The organism is Lawsonibacter asaccharolyticus, from assembly GCF_022453915.1.
GTDB lineage: Bacteria > Bacillota > Clostridia > Oscillospirales > Oscillospiraceae > Lawsonibacter > Lawsonibacter asaccharolyticus.
Map to the genome: position 1 here is coordinate 985,298 of NZ_CP091870.1, position 20,903 is coordinate 1,006,200.

Genomic DNA, 20,903 nt, shown 5'->3' on the forward strand with positions numbered 1-20,903 from the left:
CTGGGACCACTCCTCCGGGAGTCAAGGCCATACGGACAGCCGGGTCCATTGCCGATCGGCGGGTTACCGCCCTTATTGATTGAGTTAAAAGCTCAAATTTTATAAGTTGGTTACTTCATAACCAGATGCGTGTTTGCGCAGACTTGTGAAACGGTCAATAACAGAGTGGTAAAAGTATCTTGTTGCTATATAGACTCTCAGTACCAGACATATCTCCCGCCCCCAGCTGTTATTTGCAGGCGTTTGTCCGCCATCGCGGCCGGACAGGGGACTTGGAGCTTATCGTGTACAAATTGATCCAAACACAAGCTGTTCAAATGCAGCTTGTGTTTTTTTGTGCTTCGAGGTGTTGGCAGATGAAAGAAGAACATACCCTGGACCAGAACAAGGCCCCGATCTACGAGGCGCTCCAGACCTTCCGGCAGATGCGGGTCGTTCCCTTCGATGTGCCCGGGCACAAGCGGGGCCGGGGCAACCCGGAGCTGACCCGCTTCCTGGGGGAGCAGTGTGTCAGCATCGACGTGAACAGCATGAAACCCCTGGACAACCTGTGCCACCCCATCTCTGTCATCCGGGAGGCGGAGGAGCTGGCCGCCGACGCCTTCGGCGCGGCCCACGCCTTTCTGATGGTGGGGGGCACCACCAGCTCGGTGCAGAGCATGGTGCTGTCCACCTGCAAGCGGGGGGACAAGATCATCATGCCCCGGAATGTCCACCGCAGCGTCATCAACGCCCTGGTGCTTTGCGGTGCCATCCCTGTCTATGTCAACCCGGAGGTGGACCCGCGCCTGGGCATCTCCCTGGGCATGAAGCGGGAGCAGGTGGCCCGTGCTATCCGGGAGAACCCAGACGCTGTGGCGGTGCTGGTGAACAACCCCACCTACTACGGCATTTGCAGCGACCTGCGGGCCATCGTGGAAATGGCCCACGAGGCGGGCATGTACTGCCTGGCGGACGAGGCCCACGGCACCCACTTCTACTTCGGGGATCACATGCCGGTGTCAGCGATGGAAGCCGGGGCGGACATGGCCTCCGTGTCCATGCACAAGAGCGGCGGGAGCCTGACCCAGTCCAGCCTCCTGCTCATCGGCCCCGGCATCCACGAGGGGCATGTGCGGAAGATCATCAACCTGACTCAGACCACCTCGGGCAGCTATCTGCTGATGTCCAGCCTGGATATCAGCCGCCGCAACCTGGCCCTCCGCGGCCGGGAGGTCTTTCGCCAGGTGTGCGCCATGGCGGAGTACGCCCGGGAGGAGATCAACGCCGTGGGCGGGTACTACGCCTTCGGCCGGGAGCTCATCAACGGCGACTCCATCTTCGACTTCGACCCCACCAAGCTCAGCGTCCACACCCGGGACGTGGGCCTGGCCGGCATCGAGGTCTACGACCTGCTCCGGGACGAGTACGACATCCAGATCGAGTTCGGGGATATCGGCAACATCCTGGCCTATCTGTCCATCGGGGACCGGCCCCAGGAGCTGGAGCGGCTGGTCAGCGCCCTGGCGGAGATCCGCCGCCGCTATCAAACCGACGGCAGCGGCCTGATGAACCAGGAATACATCGCCCCCGAGGTGGTCACCAGCCCCCAGGAGGCCTTCTACGCGGACAAGCGCAGCGTCCGCCTGGAGGACAGTGTGGGACAGGTGTGCAGCGAATTCGTTATGTGCTATCCCCCCGGCATCCCCATCCTGGCCCCTGGGGAGCGGATCACGGCGGAGATCCTGGACTACATCCGCTACGCCAAGGAGAAGGGCTGCTCCATGACCGGACCCGAGGACCCGGAGATCGAGGAGATCAACATACTCACACAGGAGGCGCGGTAAATGGAGCTCTGGTTCAGCGAATTTCATACCCCCGACGTGAAGCACAGCATGCGGGTGGACCGGCACCTCTACTCCCACCGGAGCGAGTACCAGCAGATCGACATCTACGACACCCCAGAGTTCGGCAAGGTCCTGGCCCTGGACGGCAATGTGATGCTCACTGAGCGGGACGAGTTCATCTATGACGAGATGATCACCCACGTGCCTATGGCCGTCCACCCCCATGTGCAGGACGTGCTGGTCATCGGTGCGGGGGACGGCGGCGTGGTGAAGGAGCTGGCCCGGTACGAGTGCATCCGGTCCATCGACCTGGTGGAGATGGACGAGCAGGTGGTGGAGGCCTGCCGGCGCTATCTGCCGGAGAACGCCTGCCGCCTGGATGACTCCCGGGTGCACATCTACTTCGACAACGCCCTGCGGTTCATCCGCCGCCGCCACGCCCAGTATGACCTGATCATCGTGGACTCCACTGACCCCTTCGGCCCCTCGGAGGGCTACTTTACCCGGGAGTTCTACGGCATCTGCTACAACGCCCTCCGGGATGACGGCATTATGGTCAATCAGCAGGGCAGCCCCTTCTACCGCCACGACGCGGAGGCCATGCAGCGCAGCCACAAGCGCATCGTCAGCACTTTCCCCATCAGCCGGGTGTATCAGGCCCATATCCCCACCTATGCCGCCGGCTACTGGCTGTTCGGCTTTGCCAGCAAGAAGTATCACCCGGTGGATGACTTCGACCGGGACAAGTGGCTGGGGCTCCATTTGAAGACGCAGTATTACACCGTCCGCCTGCATGTGGGGGCCTTCTGCCTGCCGGCGTTTTTGGAAGAGATGCTGAAGGAGGTAGAGTGAAGATGGATCCCAATATCGAGACCTTTATCGGCTGCGACAGCAGCTTTGAGAAAGCGCGCATCGTTCTGTTCGGCGCCCCTTTCGACTCCACTACCAGCTTCCGTCCCGGCGCCCGGTTCGGCCCCTCCGCCATGCGCCATGAGAGCTTCGGCCTGGAGACGTACAGCCCTTACCAGGACAAGGACCTGACCGACTATCGCATCTTCGACAGCGGTGATCTGGAGCTGTGCTTTGGCAGCACGGAGCTGGCGCTGCTGGACATTGAGAGCCGGGCGGAGGAGATTCTGGCCGCAGGCAAGCTGCCTGTGCTGCTTGGGGGCGAGCATCTGGTGACCCTGGGCAGCTTCCGGGCCATCCAGCGGCGCTGGCCCGACGTACATATCATCCACTTTGACGCCCATGCCGACCTGCGGGACGACTACCTGGGCGCGAAACTCAGCCATGCCTGCGTCATCCGCCGCTGCCACGACCTGCTGGGAGACGGACGCATCCACCAGTTCGGTATCCGCAGCGGGGAACGGGAGGAGTTCCGCTTCGCCAGGGAGCACACGGACCTGCACCCCTTCACCTTTGACGGCCTGGAGGAGCTGGTCCAGACCCTGGAGGCCAGCCGGGCCCCGGTCTATCTCACCATCGACCTGGACTGCCTGGACCCCTCCGCCTTCCCCGGAACCGGCACCCCCGAGGCGGGCGGCGTCACCTTCCCCCAGCTGCTGGAGGCCATTCAGATGGTGGCCAAAACCAACGTGGTGGGGGCGGATGTGAACGAGCTGGCCCCCATGCTGGATCAGAGCGGCGTGTCCACCGCCGCCGCCTGCAAGGTGCTGAGGGAGCTGCTGCTGGCCCTGTCCCAATAGAAAACACAATATCTGGCCCCCGGAGGGGACCGGGGCGTATAAAATGAGAAGAACAAAGGAGAAGTGATTATGAGCAGAGTATTAGTGATCGGCTGCGGCGGCGTGGCCAACGTGGCCATCCGCAAGTGCTGCCAGGTCAGCGATGTGTTTACCGAACTGTGCATCGCCAGCCGCACCAAGTCCAAGTGTGACAAGCTGGCCGCCGAGCTGGCGGGCAAGACTGCCACCAAGATCACCACTGCCCAGGTGGACGCCGACAAGGTGGAAGAAGTGGTCGCCCTCATTAAGAGCTGCCAGCCCGACCTGGTGATGAACATCGCCCTGCCCTACCAGGATCTGACCATCATGGACGCCTGCCTGGAGTGCGGCGTCAATTACATGGACACCGCCAACTACGAGCCCGAGGACATTGAGGAGCCGGAGTGGAAGGCCGCCTATGAGAAGCGCTGCAAGGAGAAGGGATTCTCTGCCTACTTCGACTACACCTGGCAGTGGGCCTACCGGGAGAAGTTCGAGAAGGCCGGACTCACCGCCTTGCTGGGCTGCGGCTTTGATCCCGGCGTGACTCAGGCCTACTGCGCCTACGCCAAGAAGCACGAGTTCGACACCATCGACACCATCGACATCCTGGACTGTAACGGCGGCGACCACGGCTACCCCTTCGCCACTAACTTCAACCCCGAGGTGAACCTGCGGGAGGTCTCGGCCCCCGGCAGCTATTGGGAGGACGGCCGCTGGGTGGAGATCCCCGCCATGAGCATCAAGCGGGAGTACAACTTCGACCAAGTGGGCGAGAAGGACATGTACCTGCTCCACCACGAGGAGATCGAGTCTCTGGCCGAGAACATCCCCGAGGTACGCCGTATCCGCTTCTTCATGACCTTCGGCCAGAGCTACCTCACCCACATGAAGTGTCTGGAGAACGTGGGCATGCTGTCCACCACCCCAGTGGAGTTCGAGGGACAGCAGATCGTGCCCATCAAGTTCCTGAAGGCCCTGCTTCCAGACCCCGCCAGCCTGGGGCCCCGCACTCACGGCAAGACCAACATCGGCTGCATCTTCACCGGCAAGAAGGACGGCCGGGAAAAGACCTACTACATCTACAACGTGTGCGACCACCAGGAGTGCTATCGGGAGGTGGCCAGCCAGGCCATCAGCTACACCACCGGCGTACCCGCCATGTGCGGCGCCCTCATGTTGCTCACTGGTAAGTGGACCCAGAAGGGCGTGCACACCGTGGAGGAGTTTGATCCCGATCCCTTCCTGGACGCCCTGGACAAGTACGGCCTGCCCCGCAGCGAAGACCACGCCCCCGTGCTGGTGGACTGATGGGATATAAGACCTTACAAGATCCCCAGTTTGCGGGCCTGGCAAACTACGACCCCCGGGCCCTGTTTGCCCAGCTGCCCACCCCAGCCTACGTCATCGACGAGGAGCGGCTGCGGAAAAACGGAGAAGTGCTCGCCGCTCTGGCGGAGCGTACTGGCTGCCGGGTGCTGCTGGCCCAGAAGGCTTTTTCCAACTACGATTTCTACCCCCTCCTGTCCCGGTACCTGGCGGGCACCGAGGCCAGCGGCCTCTATGAGGCCCGGCTGGGCAAGGAGGAGATGCCCCAGGGGGAGGTCCACGTGTTCTGCGGGGCCTACCGGGAGGACGAGTTTCAGGAGCTCCTGCAATACGCCGACCACATCGTCTTTAACTCCATCCACCAGCTGAAGGCCTTCGGGCCCCGGGGCAAGCAGGCAGACAAAAGCCTGGGACTGCGGGTGAATCCGGAGTGCTCCACCCAGGAGGGCCACGCCATCTACGACCCCTGCGCCCCTGGCAGCCGCATGGGGGTGACCCGGAACGTGTGGGACCAGGAGATGGACGAGGCCACCCTGTCCCTGCTGGATGGCATTCACTTCCACACCCTGTGCGAGCAGAACTCCGACGATTTGAAAACCACCTTAGCGGCGGTGGAGGAGAAGTTCGGGGACATTCTGCCCGAAATGAAATGGATCAATATGGGGGGCGGGCACCACATCACCCGCCCGGACTATGATTTGGGCACCCTGGAGGACTGTATCCGTCACGCCCAGCAGTCCTGGGGGGTAAATGTCTACCTGGAACCTGGGGAGGCAGTGGCCCTGAATGCCGGATATTTGGCCAGCCGGGTGCTGGACGTGGTGGAAAACGGCGGTGTCAGGATCGCCATCTTGGACGTCAGCGCCGCCTGCCACATGCCCGACGTGCTGGAAATGCCCTACCAGCCCCCCATCCTGGGGGCCAGTACCGAGCCAGGGGAGGGCCATATGTTCCGCCTGGCCGGCCCCACCTGTCTGGCCGGGGACGTGATCGGGGACTACGACTTTGACCGGCCCCTTCAGGAGGGCGACCTGGTCCTGCTCGGCGACATGGCCATCTATACCACCTGTAAAAACAATACCTTCAACGGCATGCCTCTCCCCAATCTCTGGAAGCTGGACAGCGCCGGGGGTCTGGAGCAGCTGACCGCCCACGGCTACAACGCCTTCAAAAGCCGGCTGGGCCGCTGACGGGAGATCGGCGTCCGCCCCGACGGTACTGCGGCGCAGGACCGTCGGGGCTTTTCTGGTCCTCCGGTCCGGCGCCCCGGCTGATTTTGCCTTGAAAAAGAGGGAAAATTAGAGTATAATGCCTTTGACTTTTGTGTCAGGGTGTTTTCCCGGATGGGGGCGCCCCCAAAATTGCGCTGCATCCGCAGATGGCGGAGCGGCAGCAGGAGGAATTGAATATGGTAAGGGCAAAAACAAGTCTCACGTATCTGATGGAATTGGCTCTGTTGGTGGGGATCCTGCTGATGATGAACATCACAGGATTGGCCATGATCCCGCTGCCCGGACAGTACGCGTCCATTATGACGGTACCAGTGGCCGTGGGCGCTATGATGCTGGGTCCGCTGGCTGGGGGCGTCCTGGGGGGCGTGATGGGCTGCATCAGCTTCTACACCGCCATCAAGACCGGGTTCAGCACCCTGTTCCTGGCCGGCTATACCGGAGGTGTGGTGGTGGTGCTGAGCTTTGTGAATAGCATCATCCCCCGTGTCCTGATGGGGGTGTGCGTGGGCTGGGTCTACCGGGCCGCCCGCAGGCTGGACAGGGGGAACACCATTTCCTATTACATCGGGGGGCTGGCGGCGCCGGTGCTGAACACCCTGTTCTATATGACGGTGCTGATCCTGATCTTCCTGAACGCCCCCACGCTCCAGGTCCTGCTGGGCGAGGAGCTGATGGCCAAGTTCCAGGACAACATTTTACTGTTTGCCGCCGCCTATGTGGGCATTCAGGCCGTGATCGAGGCCGCAGTGGGCTGCGTCATCAGCGGCTCGGTGTGCAAGGCCCTGCGGGTCGTGCTGAAGGAGTGAAGGGGAGAGATATGATGAGAGAGATCGGGATCATGGAGGTGGGCGGTTTCCAGGTGGGCCACGCCCAGGATCTGGAGGCGGCTACCGGCTGCACGGTGATCCTGTGCGACCGGATGAGCTCCGCCGGGCTGGATGTCCGAGGAGGGGGCCCCGCTTCCCGGGAGTCACAGATCTTGGCCCCGGTGGCTGCCGCCCAGGGGATCAACGCAGTGCTGCTCTCCGGCGGCAGCGCCTTCGGGCTGGACGCCGCCGGGGGTGTCCAGCGGTATCTGGAGGAGCGGGACATCGGCTTTGACGTGGGGGTGACCAAGGTACCACTGGTGAGCCAGTCCTGCCTCTTCGACCTGGGGGTGGGCAGCAAGGAGGTACGGCCTACCGCCGAGATGGCCTACCAGGCCTGTGAGAATGCGGGGCGCTCTGCCCCCGCTGAGGGCAATGTAGGGGCGGGTACGGGCTGCTCCATCGGGAAATACCGGGGGATGGGCCGGGCGATGAAGTCGGGCTTCGGTACCTATGCGCTCCAGACCGGACCTCTGAAGGTGGGGGCGCTGGTGGCGGTGAACGCCCTGGGGGACGTGTACGGTCCCGACGGACGCCCGGCGGCCGGCCTGCTTAATGAGAAGAGGACGAGCCTGTCCTGCACCTTGGAGGAGATGTTTGCAGACATCGCCCCGGCGGAAAATCTGTTTGCGGGCAATACCACCCTAGGCGTGGTGGTCACCAACGGGAAGTTTGATAAAACGCCCTTGACCAAGATTGCCGGCATGGCCCATAACGGCTACGCCAGGGCTATCCGGCCGGTCCACACCACCGCAGACGGGGACAGCATCTATGCCCTCTCCCTGGGGGATGTCCCGGGGGACATCAATGTGGTGGGGGCCATGGCCGCCCTGGCCATGGAGCGGGCCATCCTGCGGGCGGTCCAGTCCGCCAGGTCCGCCTATGGGCTGATAGGCTGGGAGGACCTGCCTCGCTGACCGGCTGCGCTCCGCGGCCCACCTCCTATTGGTTCCCAACGCGCCATTTCTGAAACCTAGGGAAACAGCTCACACCACCTACCTTTACCATCTCCATGCTGAGATACAGAAAGCCCGCAGGTCTTTGCGTGACCTGCGGGCTTCTTGGATATGCAATGTGTTGACCCCGCTTGATGGCGGATATGCAGCTTCTACGATATACAGCCCATGTTGTGGGTTTGAAAATACCATATGTATGAGGCTTCGAGGTGGAGTTGAATAGGTGTGTGATCACATCGACCTGCAGCTATTCACCACAATAGTATTTGACCCGGAGGTCAACTGCTTCATTGGTAACCTGTGGCTGCATATGTGACTGAACATCCAGCGCCATATATGCTGGTGAGGTACGGTCATAGGGCGTCCATACTGGTAGCGCACCTCCGTTCGGATCACCATTTTTGATAAAATTAGCCCAGTAATTGCTGACAGCTTTTGCCAACTGATAATCATTTCCGTCAAAAGGACGCCAGCAGTGGTCTAAGGTACGGAACACATACCAATGTTCCGATGCGTGGAATGCGCCGGCATCGTCGCCAGGCAATTCCCGTTCCAGACGATAGAAGTAGACCGGGTTTCTGCCATGGAGACTTTGCATCCGGCAGAATGCAGCGCAATAAGCTAACATGTCCTCGGTAAATCCATGATTGAGTTGAAAATCGTAAATTTCTTCGTCTGTTGAATATTTTACGACCCTTTGATATGCTTCGGAATAGTGGCCATAAGCATGTTCCAGCTTATGGGCAATTTCTTCGCTGGTGGCATGGAAGCGGTTTCGCATGGACCATGCCTCTTTGTTGGTACATCCTACCATGTAGCAGATATCATGAAGATGGCCGTTTTGGAGGGAATCTCTGACCCCTTCAGGCAGAATAACCCCGTCTATGCAAGGCTGGATAAATGGAGACTCACCGCGATCCAGGTCGGGACCATACTGGCAGAGGATAGAAGCATCTACCTTGCGGGCATCTTCGATAGAGTACAAGCCGTATCGCTCCAGCAGGGCTTTCCCCATATTTTCGGCCTCCGACTGTGAAAAATTTCTTTCTAGAAGAGGACCGCTCTGCATGATGGCGCCTTGAAACCATCCTTTGACTAGTGGACATGCAGACAACATGAGTACGCTGGATGCGCCAGCAGAACCGCCTGAGATAGTGATCTGTTCTGGATTCCCGCCAAAAGAGGCAATGTTTTCACGCACCCAGCGAAGAGCCAATATCTGGTCCTGAAGACCATAGTTTCCGGCTAGTCCATGAGGAGACTCGTCCCGCAGATCTGGGTGCGCAAGAAATCCAAAGAGTCCAAGCCGATAGTTGATCGTTACTACTACGATGCCTTGGGCGGCCATCAGTTCACCGTCAAATTGGGGAGCGAAGCTGTAATTGGTCTGAAAACCGCCGCCGTGGATAAATACCAGCACGGGGAGATTATCGCTCTTTGAGTCTGCGGGAGTCCAAATATTGAGTTGGAGACAGTCTTCGTGGTGAGTCTCCAGATGCTGATAGGAGAAGAATTCCTTATGATAGAAGGTGCCTGGCTGAGGGATTACTTGGGGACAGATATTTCCAAAGCGGACCGCATCGAAGGTTCCGGACCAAGGCTTTTTGGGTATGGGGGGCCTCCACCGATTATTTCCAGTGGGAGCCTCCGCATAGGGAATGCCTTTAAATGCAGTAACCGCAGGATTACCAGCCGCTATTCCACGGATATGTCCACAAAGGACATCAGTTTCACGTATAGCCATTATATTCGCCTGCCCATTTACTGGATGACAGAAACCAAGGCATCCACAGCCTCGTCTCCGATCTCGCTGCGTACCATATCATAGACGGGCTGAGCGATCTCACGCATGGCAGCCATATCCTCAGCACTCAGTTCGTTGATCTCCATGCCGCTTTCGATCAGTGTATCATAAGCGGTCTGATCAGCCTCCTGATAGACAGGGATCATCTCAACAGTTGTTTCAGCGACGGCGTTTTCAATGATCTCCTGATAGGCGGCAGGAAGGCTGTTGAAGTAGCTCTCACTCATGACCATCATATTGGTGTACAGAGTGTGGTTAGTTAGGGTGATGTAGTCCTGAACTTCGTGCATTCCGCCCACAACAACGGTGTCCAAGGCGTTCTCCTGGGAGTCTACCAGCCCGTTCTGGAGAGACATATACAGTTCGCTGCCAGGGACAGGAGTCGTGTTGCAGCCCATATCACTCCAGAATTTGATCTGGTATTGGTTGTCCATAACCCGCATGTTCAGTCCTTTGAAGTCTTCGATGGAAGTCAGCTTTTTATTAGAAGAGAACTGACGAAAAGAGGCACCTTGGGTAAATCCAAGGCATTTCAGGCCGGCATTGGCGAAGTAACCGTCCAGCTTTGTCTTGAAATCGCTCTGGTTCAGCACCTCGTTGATCTCCTCGGCAGTGGAGGTGGAGAAGGCACAGGGCAGATCAAAAACACCCAACTCGGGGACAAAAGCGACACAGGGAGAAGGCTGCATGGCAGCGATCTGAATAGTATTATCCAGAACAGATTCAATGGCCTCAACATCGGAGCCCATCTCGCCATTCGAGAAGATATTTACAGTGATCTTGCCATCAGAAGCAGCCTCTACCTTCTCTTTGAACAGGATACCCCATGCCCCTACCATGGAGCTTTCAGCCCCCATATGTGCATAGGAAATCTGAATGCTGTCTTGAGTATTAGAGGAACCAGACGGAGGAGCAGAAGCATTACCGGGATTGCCGCCGCAGGCGGCCAGGGGCAGAGTCAGAGCAAAGCTGAGTGCCAAAGCGAGAAACTTTTTCATAATTATTTTTCCTCCTAAAATTTATTTGACCAGCAACATGCTGAACTGCGGCACAAAGGCAATAATGAACAGTGCGATGACAAATACACCTATGTAGGGGATGGCGGACTTGCCGATAGTCATGGGCTGTTCGCCAGAGATAGAACTAGTGACAAACAGGTTCAGGCCAAAGGGAGGAGTGACCAGACCTACAGCCAGGTTGCAGACCATCAGAACACCCAGATGGACGGGGTCAATGCCATAACTCTCTGCAATGGGACAAAGAATGGGACCGAGGATGATAAGGGCAGGGCCGGTATCCATCACCATGCCTAGCAGGAAAAAAGCGATGATAACTACAATCAGGAAAGAGATCTTGTCAGTAGCGATGGTCATGATGGCATTTTGTACGATATCAGCGGCATGAATCAGGGATAGTGTGCGGCCGAAAGCAGTAGCAAAGGCCAGCAGGAAACAAATAGGGGCCGCAGATTTGACGGCAGAGCGCAGTAATTCAGGGAGCTTTTGGAAGGAGACTGTTTTGTAGATAAACAGGCTGACAAAGAGCGCATAGAACACCGATACAGCAGCGGCTTCGGTAGGAGTAACAATGCCGGCATAAATTCCGCCCAGGATTATAACAGGGGAGAGCAGAGCCCAAAAACTGTCCTTGAGCAGGGGCAGAAAGCCGGCAGCGGCAATTTTTTGATAGTTGGATTGAATCTTTGCCTTGTCCTCGCCATGGATTTTACAGTATGTGACGGCATAGAACATCAGCAGACAAGCAACTAGGATGCCGGGCAGAATGCCGGCCATAAACAGTGCACCGATGGAGGTCTCGGTAGCCATGCCATACATCATAAAGGGGCCGCTGGGAGGGATGATGACACCTAAACCACCGGATACCGCCACAGTAGCAGCAGCGAATTTGGCGTCATAGCCCAATTCAATGAGCAGTGGGATAGTCATGGCACCGATTGCAGCGGCAGTGGCAGCGCCAGAGCTGGAGATCGCGCCGTAGAACAAGCAGGTGATAATGACGGCACAGGGCATTCCACCGGTTTTATTGCCCACAAAGTATGCAAATACATCAAACAGCTTTTTAGAAATGCCGCCCTCTGCCATGAGAACGCCTGCAAAAATAAAGAGAGGCAAACAGAGAATATTGGGAGAGTTTGCACCACTGAATGCGCCGCGGATCAAAGCTGCTATACTGGTGGCCCCAACTGCATCCATAGCCAGTGGAGTGATTGCGCCGCCAATCATGCACATAATAATGGGATACCCCAATGCCAGTAAAACAAAAAAGATCAAAAATACTAAACCAGCCATTTAATTACCCCCTTTTTGATTTCGGAACAGCTGCTGAGAAGCCTCATCCAACTCCTCCTCCACCGCCGTCATGGCATCGACCTTAATGTCTCCACCGGTGAGTAGAAGCTTGATTGACTGGAAGGAGGACTGGACAGAACGGATGATTGCGAGGAAAAAGCCAATGGATGTGGCCAGATAAGGGATAGTCATGGGGATCTGCAGTGCGGGGGAACGCTGGCCGGAAATGATGGTGGCTTTCACACAATCGATGCTGCCCCCAAAGAATATGATAAACACGATCAGCATGGATACTTGAATGAGGATATCCAACGCCATACGGAGAACGCGGGGGAGATGGTCCTGCAATAGAGTGATATTTAGCAGACAGCGATTTCGCACCGCGTATCCCAGGCTTATGAAACAAAAGTAGATGTAGCAGAACCGACAGAACTCTTCTGGCCAAGGCAAGGCGTGGCGAAAGACGTAGCGCATGATGATTTGCATCATAATGACGATGCCGATCAGGCTGCCTGTGATGATCAGGATAGTTTCTTCCAGATGAAGGTCTAGCCATGCGATGACACGCTTTAATGGGTTTTGTTTCATGATTATCCTCCTCAAATAGAAATGGCGCCTCAATTCATGCTGTGATTTTGTACTTCGTATACAATATATAAAATACAAATCTGGAAAAGTCAAGATTTAAAAAGCAAATAAAAAATATTTATAGAACCCCCCAATTATAGGCGTTTAAATTTGGGGGAAATGTAAAAATAGAAATGAGAAGACAAATCAACTTAATCAATTTGGAAAATAAGCTTGCATTTCCACATAAAAATAGATATAATTAAAAAAGTATTTTGTATACGAAATGAGGCGGTCAAATGGACTCAGTGATTTTGGAGAGTGTCAACCTGAACGACTTGGCCTATGAAGAAATCAAAAAGAGAATCATCAGCCGAGAGTTTGCACCTGGTCAGCGATTAGTAGATTCCCAGCTGGCAACAATTTTTCAAATCAGCCGGACACCGATTCGGGATGCGATGCGCCGCCTTACAAAAGAGGGATTGTTGACCAACACATCCTCCCGTGGTTTTTATGTGTTTGCGCCGACGCTCAAAGATATTGACGAAATCTTCAGTATTTCAGGAATGATCGAGACGGAGGCTGCCGCTAGAATTATTCGCCGCCTTAGGGAAAACCCCTCACCTAGGCTGGAGGAAGAGCTTAATATCTTAGAGAAAAAGGCTAGTGAGGTTTTTCCTATGGAAAAGGATGAAGAGTTCAAGCGTTACATGATGGAGCTCGCCGAAAATCAGAGGCTATACGATATCTATTTGCAAAATCATGGACAGCGGGTTTTGCTGGCAAACATCATTCATCATGGGAAAACCGACGAGATAGACAGCTTTCGCGCTGAAAAGTCCAAGCTTGTACACAATCGCATTGTATTAGGTATTCGAAATCAAGATTTTGAATATACCCGTCAAGCAATTGAGGAACATAATGGCTATGGGATTGCTGATGCCACCGATTATGTCCTTCAATTGAATGCTTAATGTCCGTTGTAGACTGAGAATTGTGATTTATTGGGTGTGGTGTGTTACATCCAATATCTCTGCTTTTGACAAATTTCAGAATCGGAGCCAAAGAATATCATGAATCAGTCAGGAGTAGATACAAGAGATATTGATAATTTGCAAAGCGTTTAATGTTCACTTCTATGCTTCGGTGTCGTAGATTTTGTATGGGTTGATTCTTTTCAAACTGCTTCTGCCACAGATTTGCCCCCAGAACAAGCCACAGACAGAAAAAATCATGGCTCCGGCGGGACTGTCCCGCCGGAGCCATGCGCTTTCCGCTGGCAATGGAGGAGCACAGCCGTCCGCCATGCCTTGGTTTTGGGTGGAGAGGCCATCAGCTCACCCCGGACTCGATGGACCTGCCGCTCCACTTGGAGCTCCCCGGTTTTCGGATTCAAGTTATCCCACTGGAGGGCGCAGATCACACCCCCGCGCAGGCCGGTGGTCAGCTCGGTGAAAAAGTCCCGCCACACCTCGTCCTGCTCAATGGCCTCCAGAAAGGTGCCCAGCTGTTCCCCGTTCAGAATCTGCTTTGGGAGGTAATTGGGCTTTAGAATTGCTGTGCCCCGTCGAGTTTAGTGCTATGCTCCGTATCCTCAGACGAGTCAATGGCGTGGCTGACACTGGAACTGCCGCCGCCGCTGGAGGGGAGGACGTCCACATTGTTTAGTATCAGCTTGTAGGTTTCGGTATTCAAGCTGTTTTGGACAATGATTTTCCACTCGGTAGTACCATAAGGCAGAGAGTGCGTGGAGCGAGCAGCCACTTCATAGGACTTGCCATCAAAAGTGATCTTCGCGTTTTTGGGGTCCTTAGCCCCGATTCCCGGGACGCCGCTGGTCAGCCCTGCGACGGTCGTCGTATAGGTCTTGGTGGCCAAGGCATAGGTCATGAACGCCCCAGACAAGGAAACGTGATCCAACTCTGTGCTGCTTCCTTCGAAGATTAAGCCAGAAAACTCCGCCAGGACCAATACGCCCTTTTACATAAAGGTAAAGGACTGTGTGGCACTCCTCTCGTTGGAAAGCTCTAGCAAGCCATCCTGCTTCGTACAGCTCTGTTGCTTTTCCAGAGGCTGACCGTTGATGTCTAGCAGTATAACGATCAGGTTGCCGCTGGCTGTCCCCCTCATTTTGTTGTACTGGAACGTAACTTCGACAGTCGTGCCGTCTTCATCGATGCTCATGGTATGGATCAGCATCACATCTTTGTTCCGGCGCACCGCCAGATCCAGTGTCACGGAGAAATCATTGTTGCCCTGATAACTCGTTCACAGTGTCATATTCGGCATTCCTTGCCATAGACTTACAAGTGCCTCCACCCAGGCTTTCACATGGGCGGGGATACCGGGCCACCACCCGGAAGTACTGGAGGCCGAAGAGGATGTCTTTTCCGCCAGCACCGCTCTGCTGCTCCCTGAAACACGAGCATAAAAGAACTCCGCCGTCCCAGTTTCAGGGAACGGCGGAGTTCTTATTTCAGAGATTCCACATAGCGGGCCATAAAGTCGGGAGAATACGGCGGCTGGCGGGAATGGATTCGCCTGTGTTCCCAGGGCCAGGGTATCCCACTCCACCCGTGTCACATGGGACAGATTAACCAGACAGCTGAAATGGCTTAGGCAGAAGTCCTGATTCTGGAATTCCTCTTTCAATTTGAAGAGGGACGGCGTGCTCAATCTGCCTACTGGTTTGTATGGCAGCCTTACGGCCCGAGGTATTCAGACAGGTGATCTCGTCCAGAGGAAATGGCACGGCCACCCACACGCAGCACCGGGCGCTTTTGCTGTCGATCCCAGTCCAGAGCGGCGGCCAGCCGCCACTCGTCCACCGGCTTGAGCGGATATTCTAGTGGGGAGACAGAGAAGCTGTCCAGCGCGAAACCGGGATAATCCGTAATGTAAATAATGGAGGCGTTGACCTTGCGTTCCCGCAGGAAACGGGCCAGCGCCACGCCGTTTTCTGACCACAGGAATTGCCATAGACACGCTCGGAACACATGGAATTGCCGCAGTGAAAGAGTGACGGAAAACAAATCAAACGGAGCAAAATGGCTAAAAAGAATCAAAAATTGTGCAAAAAGCTTTCTGGTTTCGCTGCTAATAGCATAGCAGGGAATGATGGTTGTCCCTCATGAACATACTGCCGGAAGCCGGACCAAAAATCGATTCCAGCCAGCCTGATTTTCCTCCACCCATACGCTGCCGCCGTGGATTTCTGCAATGGCCCGGACCAGGGCCAGCCCCAGGCCGACACCCCCCAGTTCCCGGGAGCGGGCGGTATCCGCCCGAAAGAAGGGCTCGAAGATCCGCTCCCGTAACTCCGGCGGGATACAAGGTCCCTGATTGGCCACGGTGATGACAATATCGGCTCCATTCAACTCCGCACAGAGCCGTGTCTGTCCGCCATCCGGCCCGTATTTGACCGCATTTTCCACCAGATTGAACAGTGCCCGGCGGAGCAGCTCTCTGCTGCCGGTGATCGTGCCAGGGGAGGCTTCCACCAAAATGGCGATGCCCTTTTTGGAGGCCAGAGGGGAAACATCCTCGGCAGCTTGGTGGAGCAGTTCTCCCAATTTGATCCGGTCGCTGCGGGGCACCTGTTCCAGATTGGTCAACTTCAGAAGGCTGTCCACCATGCCGGAGAGTCGATCCACCTCGCTCTCCATAATACTGAGGAATGCCTCTGTGGTCTGCGGCGCAAAATCTTGTTTCTTACGAAACAGACCGATCCGGGTCTTGAGGACGGCCAGCGGGGTACGAAATTCGTGGGCAGCATTTTGGGAGAAGCTGCGCTGCATCAAAAAAGCCCGGCTCAGCCGCTGAGACAGGTCATCAAAGGAATGTGCCAGTTGTGTTACCTCATCCCCTCGATCCGGGATGGAAAGGGGCTGATCCAGATCCTTGGCGGTCCGGCCCTGGATCTGGTCATTCAGGTCTTTCAGCGGCGCAAGAGCCCGGCCCACCAACAGGTAGATCAATAGAAGTCCCGCCGCCAGGATTACAGTAGAGGCCAGAATACTCTGGATCTGAAATAGCTGCTGGGCCTGCTGGACCACTGGAGCTGCCTGTGTGGTAAGGAGAGGCATAGTCCCTTTCGCGGCCGCCTCCGGATCAAGGGCAGGTGAGAGGGGAGCGGCGGCGATGGTGTCTGTCAGATGGATGGCAGACAGATTGCTGGTAACGGCCAGGGCGGCACAGCACAGCGTCAGCAGCAGGGCACACAAGAGGGTGATACGCAGCCGCAGGGAACGAAAGGGTTTCATAGAGCCTCCTTTTCCATCAGACGATAGCCCTGACCGACCTTCGTCTGAATGGGGTCATTACCCAGAGCGTCCCGCAGTTTTTTTCCGCAGGGAGGAGATATGCATCCGGACCACATTGCTGAAGGGGTTGGCGTCCGACTCCAGCACATGCTCCATCAGCTCCTCCTGACTGACCCAGCGGTCCCGGTGGAGCATCAGGTGCTCCAGAATGGCAAACTCTCTGGGCGTCAGCTCCAGCGGCCTTTCTCCGGCGGAGATGGCACGGGCGGATATGTCCAGCATGAGACCACCCACAGTAAGTACCGTATTTCGGGAGACAAACTCCCGGCGCAGCAGGCTGCGGACTCGGGCCTCCAGTTCCTCCAGGGCAAAGGGTTTCGCGAGATAGTCGTCTGCCCCCAGATCCAGCCCCGCCACCCGGTCGGATAACTCCGCTCTGGCCGACAGGATCAGCACCCGCAGCTCTGGCTGCTCCGCGCGAACGGCCCGCAGCAGGTCCAGCCCGTCCATGCCGGGCAGATTCAGGTCCAGGATCAGCAGGTCAAAGGACTCGCTCAGGAGCAGGTCATAGGCTTCCGCGCCGTCATAGCACCGTTCCACCGTGTATTTTTCAAGTTCCAGATCCTCCGCAATACCATCGCACAGCAGCTTTTCGTCCTCGACCACCAGAATACGCATCATCAGCCCTCCTCCGCATGATATACCATGATAACAGAAAACTGTAAATTTTTCATCAAGGGCAAATGAGCGGTTCTTGGACACGGCTCATCATCCCTCCACGAAGGAACGACTCATAATATAAAATTCTTCTTGGCTTGGAAGGTGCTTCTTTTCCATAGGCTCCAATGCAGCATCATAGCGTTCCGCATCTTCCTCACTGATTGCCATAACAGGACTATCCTGATAGACCCATTTATGACCATCCAGTGCATGAGGACGCAGTTCTTTGACCATCATCGCAGCAGGGTATTTCCCACTTTCGATACAGACATTATATTTTTTGCAGCTTTTGAATCCACGGCTGACATAGTTGACAGGACTTCCAAAGATAACAATCGTATCATATCCTAACTGTATGGCTGATTGGAATGAATGCTCCATAAGCATTTTTCCATACCCCATTCTCTGATAACCTGGATGGATACTAACTGGACCAAATGTTAAAATTTCTTTTTCAGTTCCATTTTCATCGATCAATTTTGCTTTTGTATAAATGATATTACCGATCACCTGTCCGGCCAGTTCCAATACAAAATCCAGTTCCGGAATAAAATCCTCATGTTCCCGCATGATGTGGACCAAATAGTGTTCCACACACCCCGGCACATAAAGATTATAGAAGGCTTGTCTTGTGATTTTCTCTACAGTTTCCCAATCTTCTTTCTTTTCATTTCTAATAACAATATTTTCTTCCATAAAGCAGTACCTCCTTTTACACTCTGATTGGCATTTTTTTAATCAGCTTTGAAATTTCTTTTTCCCGTCTTCCCTTTGCAATCATGTAGCTCTCTTTATCTTCCATATAATCATTTTCAGCCTTTAACTTCCGATAAGATTGCCAGCGGTCCATGTCCAATTCTCCCATTTCCAGTGCTTTCTGAATAGCACATCCGGGCTCGTTTGTGTGAGTGCAGTTGCGGAATTTACACTGAGAAGCAAGCTCCTCAATGTCCCTAAAGGTTCTCTCAATTCCGTCATCATTGTCCCACATTCCCAATTCACGCATGCCCGGGGTATCGATTACCATGCCGCCAGAGGGGAGGAGGAACAATTCTCTGCGAGTCGTGGTGTGCCTGCCCTTATCGTCATTGCGAAGCCCATTTGTTTTCAGCCGTTCTTTCCCCAATAGACGATTGATCAGGGTGGATTTCCCCACGCCGGAAGAGCCGATAAAAGCAATCGTTTTTCCCTCCGAAATCAATGGAAGAAGTTCCTTGTATCCATTTTCTTCCGTTGAAGTCGTGACCAGAACATCTATTCCAAAAGCAACCGAAGATACTTCTGAAAGTTTGTTTTCCAAATCATCACATAGATCCGATTTTGTCAGGATAATGACCGGCATGGCGCCGCTGTCCCACGCGATCGAAATATATCGTTCCAACCGTCTCAGATTAAAATCATGGTTCAATGCCATGCACAGAAATACAGTGTCAATGTTCGCAGCAACGATCTGCTCCTGTTGTGGTTCTCCGGCTGCTTTTCGGACAAAAGCGCCTTTTCGGGGCAGAACCGATTCAATGATGGCGCTGCTGCCGGATCCGTTCCAATTTACCAGTACAAAGTCTCCAACAGCCGGATAGTCGGAAGAAACTACAGCTTGAAATCGGAACTTTCCTGACACCTCTGCCAACTTTTCTCCTTTGTCCGTTATAATTCGATAAAACCCTTTCTCCTGTGAAAGAACGCGAGCTGGTTCTAAATGATTCTCTTGCGAAATTTGACTTAAAAATACTTCGGAAAATCCATATTTTTTTATGAGAACGAAATGCTCCACTATAATTTCCTTTCTTCTTTCAGTTTTTGGGAAAAATGTCTTTGAAGAAAATCGTCAATATAACACTCATAGCTTTTGGCGATTTCCTCTTTTGTTTCTTTACGCTCTACTCCATCGGACATGCTGAGCAACAAATAAAAGGGAGAATAAAACTCGATCGCCAACGCATGAGGGGAGGGAAGCTGTTTCTTTTGTCTCTTTGACATTTCACAAAGCAAACGCTCAATATACTCCAATGGTCCGCTGACAAGAACTTTTTGATATAAAGCGCTCATTTCCGAAGACTTGTATTGTTCAAGCGTCAGCATTTTACGAAAGTTGCAAGCAATTTCATCTTCGCTCCAATAATGGAATTGCGCTTTCATATAATCGCCTAAACTTTTTGGCAGTACATGAGAAAAAGCTTCCGGCATATCTGAGTAGTCCTGTTCCGGAACGCCGCTTTTTCGAGAACGCTCCACGTCCAACTGACAGACATATTCAAAGATACAGTTAAAAATGTCTCTCTTGTTTTTGTAGTGCTTATATAAGGCGCCCTTCGTTATGCCTAATTCTCCAGCGATCCGGCTGACAGATACCGCCTCATATCCATAAACGGCAAAGAGCCGTAAGGCAGTCACCAATATTTTCTCCTTCGTATTCATTACCATGACCCTCCCAATAAGTAAACGTCTGTTCACTTAAGCAGTATAGTGAACAGACGTTTACTTGTCAAGGGGATATCAGTATATTCCCGCAATAGGCTGCCTTGACGAAAAATTTACACCGCATTTGCTATACTCCCTCCTGTTCCACCAGAACAAGGAGGTTTTATGGATGAAATTTTGGACGAAGAAGCGGGCGGCGGCTCTGGGGCTGGCCGCACTGCTAACCCTCTCCCTGGCTGCCTGCGGCGAAAAGGCGCCCAGCCTGGAGGAAGTGGAGCAGGCCATCGAGGCCGGGACACTCACCGTAGAGGACGCTCAGGACAAGGGCTGGGTGGACCAGGCGTGGGTGGATGGCTATTGGGAAGCGCGCACGGTACCCGCCGTGGATAAAATCGAGATCAACCGGGTGGGAGAGTTTACCACAACGACCCTGTCCGGTGAGCCCTTTACTCAGGAGGATCTGGGGCATGTGCTCCTGTTTGCCTTTGTAGATCCGGCCAGTGAGGATGTAGGCGCATTTTATGACGCAATGACGGCGGCGTGGGACGGTGTGCAGGAGGCGGGAGCCGGGATGGTGCTCTGCCTCAAGGGTGAGGATGAGCGCGGACAGTTTGCCGACGCCCCCTTCCCGGTGATCCTCTATAACGACTCTCTCAAGGAGGCGCTGGGGAACAACAGCGGCATGGTGGAGGACAAGGACGTGCCCAACACGGCCTCTTGGTATGTGAACGGTTCCTTCCTGTCCGCATGGCTGATGGTTCTGGATGCTGAAGAACTTCCCGAGGACGCGGCGGCCTTTGTTGCAATGGGGCAGGAGGGGAGCGCCGGGGATAATGCACTATCTGACAGTGGCGCAGCTCCTATGGCTCCAATGGGTTGAGCAA

22 protein-coding genes are annotated in these 20,903 nt (G+C 54.9%); 9 read left to right on the forward strand and 13 right to left on the reverse strand.

Annotated elements, in window-relative coordinates:
- Positions 1-356: 356 nt before the first annotated feature.
- The 7 genes from L9O85_RS04570 to L9O85_RS04600 all read left to right on the forward strand — a co-directional run bounded on the left by L9O85_RS04570 (position 357) and on the right by L9O85_RS04600 (position 7,897).
- Complete coding sequence (locus L9O85_RS04570) at positions 357-1,826, forward strand: aminotransferase class I/II-fold pyridoxal phosphate-dependent enzyme (RefSeq protein ID WP_050625077.1); 1,470 nt, start codon at positions 357-359, stop codon at positions 1,824-1,826.
- Complete coding sequence (speE, locus tag L9O85_RS04575; RefSeq protein WP_050625076.1) at positions 1,827-2,678, forward strand: polyamine aminopropyltransferase; 852 nt, start codon at positions 1,827-1,829, stop codon at positions 2,676-2,678. It begins immediately after the preceding gene.
- Positions 2,679-2,680: 2 nt separating this feature from the next.
- On the forward strand, positions 2,681-3,535 hold the full coding sequence (gene speB / locus L9O85_RS04580) for an agmatinase (RefSeq protein ID WP_256182834.1): 855 nt from the start codon (positions 2,681-2,683) through the stop codon (positions 3,533-3,535).
- A 69-nt stretch (positions 3,536-3,604) separates the two neighbouring features.
- The gene (locus tag L9O85_RS04585) at positions 3,605-4,864 is read left to right on the forward strand and encodes a saccharopine dehydrogenase family protein (protein WP_301579718.1); all 1,260 of its coding nucleotides are present in this window, start codon (positions 3,605-3,607) and stop codon (positions 4,862-4,864) included.
- Positions 4,864-6,072: a carboxynorspermidine decarboxylase gene (gene nspC / locus L9O85_RS04590; protein ID WP_301579719.1), complete on the forward strand. Its 1,209-nt coding sequence runs from the start codon at positions 4,864-4,866 to the stop codon at positions 6,070-6,072. The genes L9O85_RS04585 and nspC overlap by 1 nt, the downstream gene beginning before the upstream one ends.
- Positions 6,073-6,290: 218 nt before the next feature.
- The gene (locus tag L9O85_RS04595; protein ID WP_157954620.1) at positions 6,291-6,920 is read left to right on the forward strand and encodes an ECF transporter S component; all 630 of its coding nucleotides are present in this window, start codon (positions 6,291-6,293) and stop codon (positions 6,918-6,920) included.
- A 14-nt stretch (positions 6,921-6,934) separates the two neighbouring features.
- Positions 6,935-7,897, forward strand: coding sequence for a P1 family peptidase (locus tag L9O85_RS04600; RefSeq protein ID WP_301580107.1), 963 nt, complete (start codon positions 6,935-6,937; stop codon positions 7,895-7,897).
- A gap of 286 nt (positions 7,898-8,183) precedes the next feature.
- Here the strand turns inward: L9O85_RS04600 and L9O85_RS04605 are convergent, their stop codons facing one another.
- From L9O85_RS04605 to L9O85_RS04620, 4 genes are read right to left on the reverse strand one after another with little or no spacing between them, the layout of a single operon-like run.
- Positions 8,184-9,680, reverse strand: a complete 1,497-nt coding sequence (locus L9O85_RS04605; RefSeq protein ID WP_077138782.1) for a carboxylesterase/lipase family protein — start codon at positions 9,678-9,680, stop codon at positions 8,184-8,186.
- 17 nt (positions 9,681-9,697) lie between these two features.
- Positions 9,698-10,738: a TRAP transporter substrate-binding protein gene (gene dctP, locus L9O85_RS04610; protein WP_050625069.1), complete on the reverse strand. Its 1,041-nt coding sequence runs from the start codon at positions 10,736-10,738 to the stop codon at positions 9,698-9,700.
- 21 nt (positions 10,739-10,759) lie between these two features.
- Positions 10,760-12,049 (reverse strand): TRAP transporter large permease, encoded by a 1,290-nt coding sequence (locus tag L9O85_RS04615; protein WP_256182838.1) that lies wholly within the window; start codon positions 12,047-12,049, stop codon positions 10,760-10,762.
- Positions 12,050-12,637, reverse strand: coding sequence for a TRAP transporter small permease (locus L9O85_RS04620; RefSeq protein ID WP_108979446.1), 588 nt, complete (start codon positions 12,635-12,637; stop codon positions 12,050-12,052).
- 278 nt (positions 12,638-12,915) lie between these two features.
- Here L9O85_RS04620 and L9O85_RS04625 point away from each other — a divergent pair, with 278 nt between their 5' ends.
- The gene (locus tag L9O85_RS04625) at positions 12,916-13,590 is read left to right on the forward strand and encodes a GntR family transcriptional regulator (RefSeq protein WP_256182839.1); all 675 of its coding nucleotides are present in this window, start codon (positions 12,916-12,918) and stop codon (positions 13,588-13,590) included.
- 257 nt (positions 13,591-13,847) lie between these two features.
- Here the strand turns inward: L9O85_RS04625 and L9O85_RS04630 are convergent, their stop codons facing one another.
- From L9O85_RS04630 to L9O85_RS04670, 9 genes are all read right to left on the reverse strand, one after another.
- Entirely contained in the window at positions 13,848-14,087 is a 240-nt protein-coding gene (locus tag L9O85_RS04630) for a hypothetical protein (RefSeq protein WP_301579721.1), read from the reverse strand.
- Positions 14,088-14,164: 77 nt separating this feature from the next.
- Positions 14,165-14,536 carry a hypothetical protein gene (locus L9O85_RS04635; RefSeq protein ID WP_301579723.1) on the reverse strand — a complete coding sequence of 124 codons (372 nt, stop codon included), beginning with the start codon at positions 14,534-14,536 and terminating at the stop codon, positions 14,165-14,167.
- Positions 14,537-14,596: 60 nt separating this feature from the next.
- A complete protein-coding gene (locus L9O85_RS04640; protein ID WP_276852337.1) occupies positions 14,597-14,854 on the reverse strand; it encodes a hypothetical protein in 258 nt (85 codons plus the stop codon).
- 464 nt (positions 14,855-15,318) lie between these two features.
- Positions 15,319-15,681 (reverse strand): hypothetical protein, encoded by a 363-nt coding sequence (locus L9O85_RS04645; protein WP_301579724.1) that lies wholly within the window; start codon positions 15,679-15,681, stop codon positions 15,319-15,321.
- Between the two features lie 63 nt (positions 15,682-15,744).
- Entirely contained in the window at positions 15,745-16,878 is a 1,134-nt protein-coding gene (locus tag L9O85_RS04650; RefSeq protein ID WP_301579725.1) for a sensor histidine kinase, read from the reverse strand.
- Positions 16,879-16,935: 57 nt separating this feature from the next.
- A complete protein-coding gene (locus L9O85_RS04655) occupies positions 16,936-17,559 on the reverse strand; it encodes a response regulator transcription factor (protein ID WP_346015887.1) in 624 nt (207 codons plus the stop codon).
- An 87-nt stretch (positions 17,560-17,646) separates the two neighbouring features.
- A complete protein-coding gene (locus L9O85_RS04660; protein WP_050625059.1) occupies positions 17,647-18,294 on the reverse strand; it encodes a GNAT family N-acetyltransferase in 648 nt (215 codons plus the stop codon).
- A gap of 16 nt (positions 18,295-18,310) precedes the next feature.
- Positions 18,311-19,372 (reverse strand): ribosome small subunit-dependent GTPase A, encoded by a 1,062-nt coding sequence (gene rsgA / locus L9O85_RS04665; protein WP_301579726.1) that lies wholly within the window; start codon positions 19,370-19,372, stop codon positions 18,311-18,313.
- Positions 19,372-20,016: a TetR/AcrR family transcriptional regulator gene (locus L9O85_RS04670; RefSeq protein WP_256182845.1), complete on the reverse strand. Its 645-nt coding sequence runs from the start codon at positions 20,014-20,016 to the stop codon at positions 19,372-19,374. The genes rsgA and L9O85_RS04670 overlap by 1 nt, the downstream gene beginning before the upstream one ends.
- A gap of 172 nt (positions 20,017-20,188) precedes the next feature.
- Between L9O85_RS04670 and L9O85_RS04675 the strand changes: the two genes are divergently transcribed.
- The gene (locus tag L9O85_RS04675; protein WP_301579729.1) at positions 20,189-20,899 is read left to right on the forward strand and encodes a hypothetical protein; all 711 of its coding nucleotides are present in this window, start codon (positions 20,189-20,191) and stop codon (positions 20,897-20,899) included.
- Positions 20,900-20,903 lie beyond the last annotated feature (4 nt).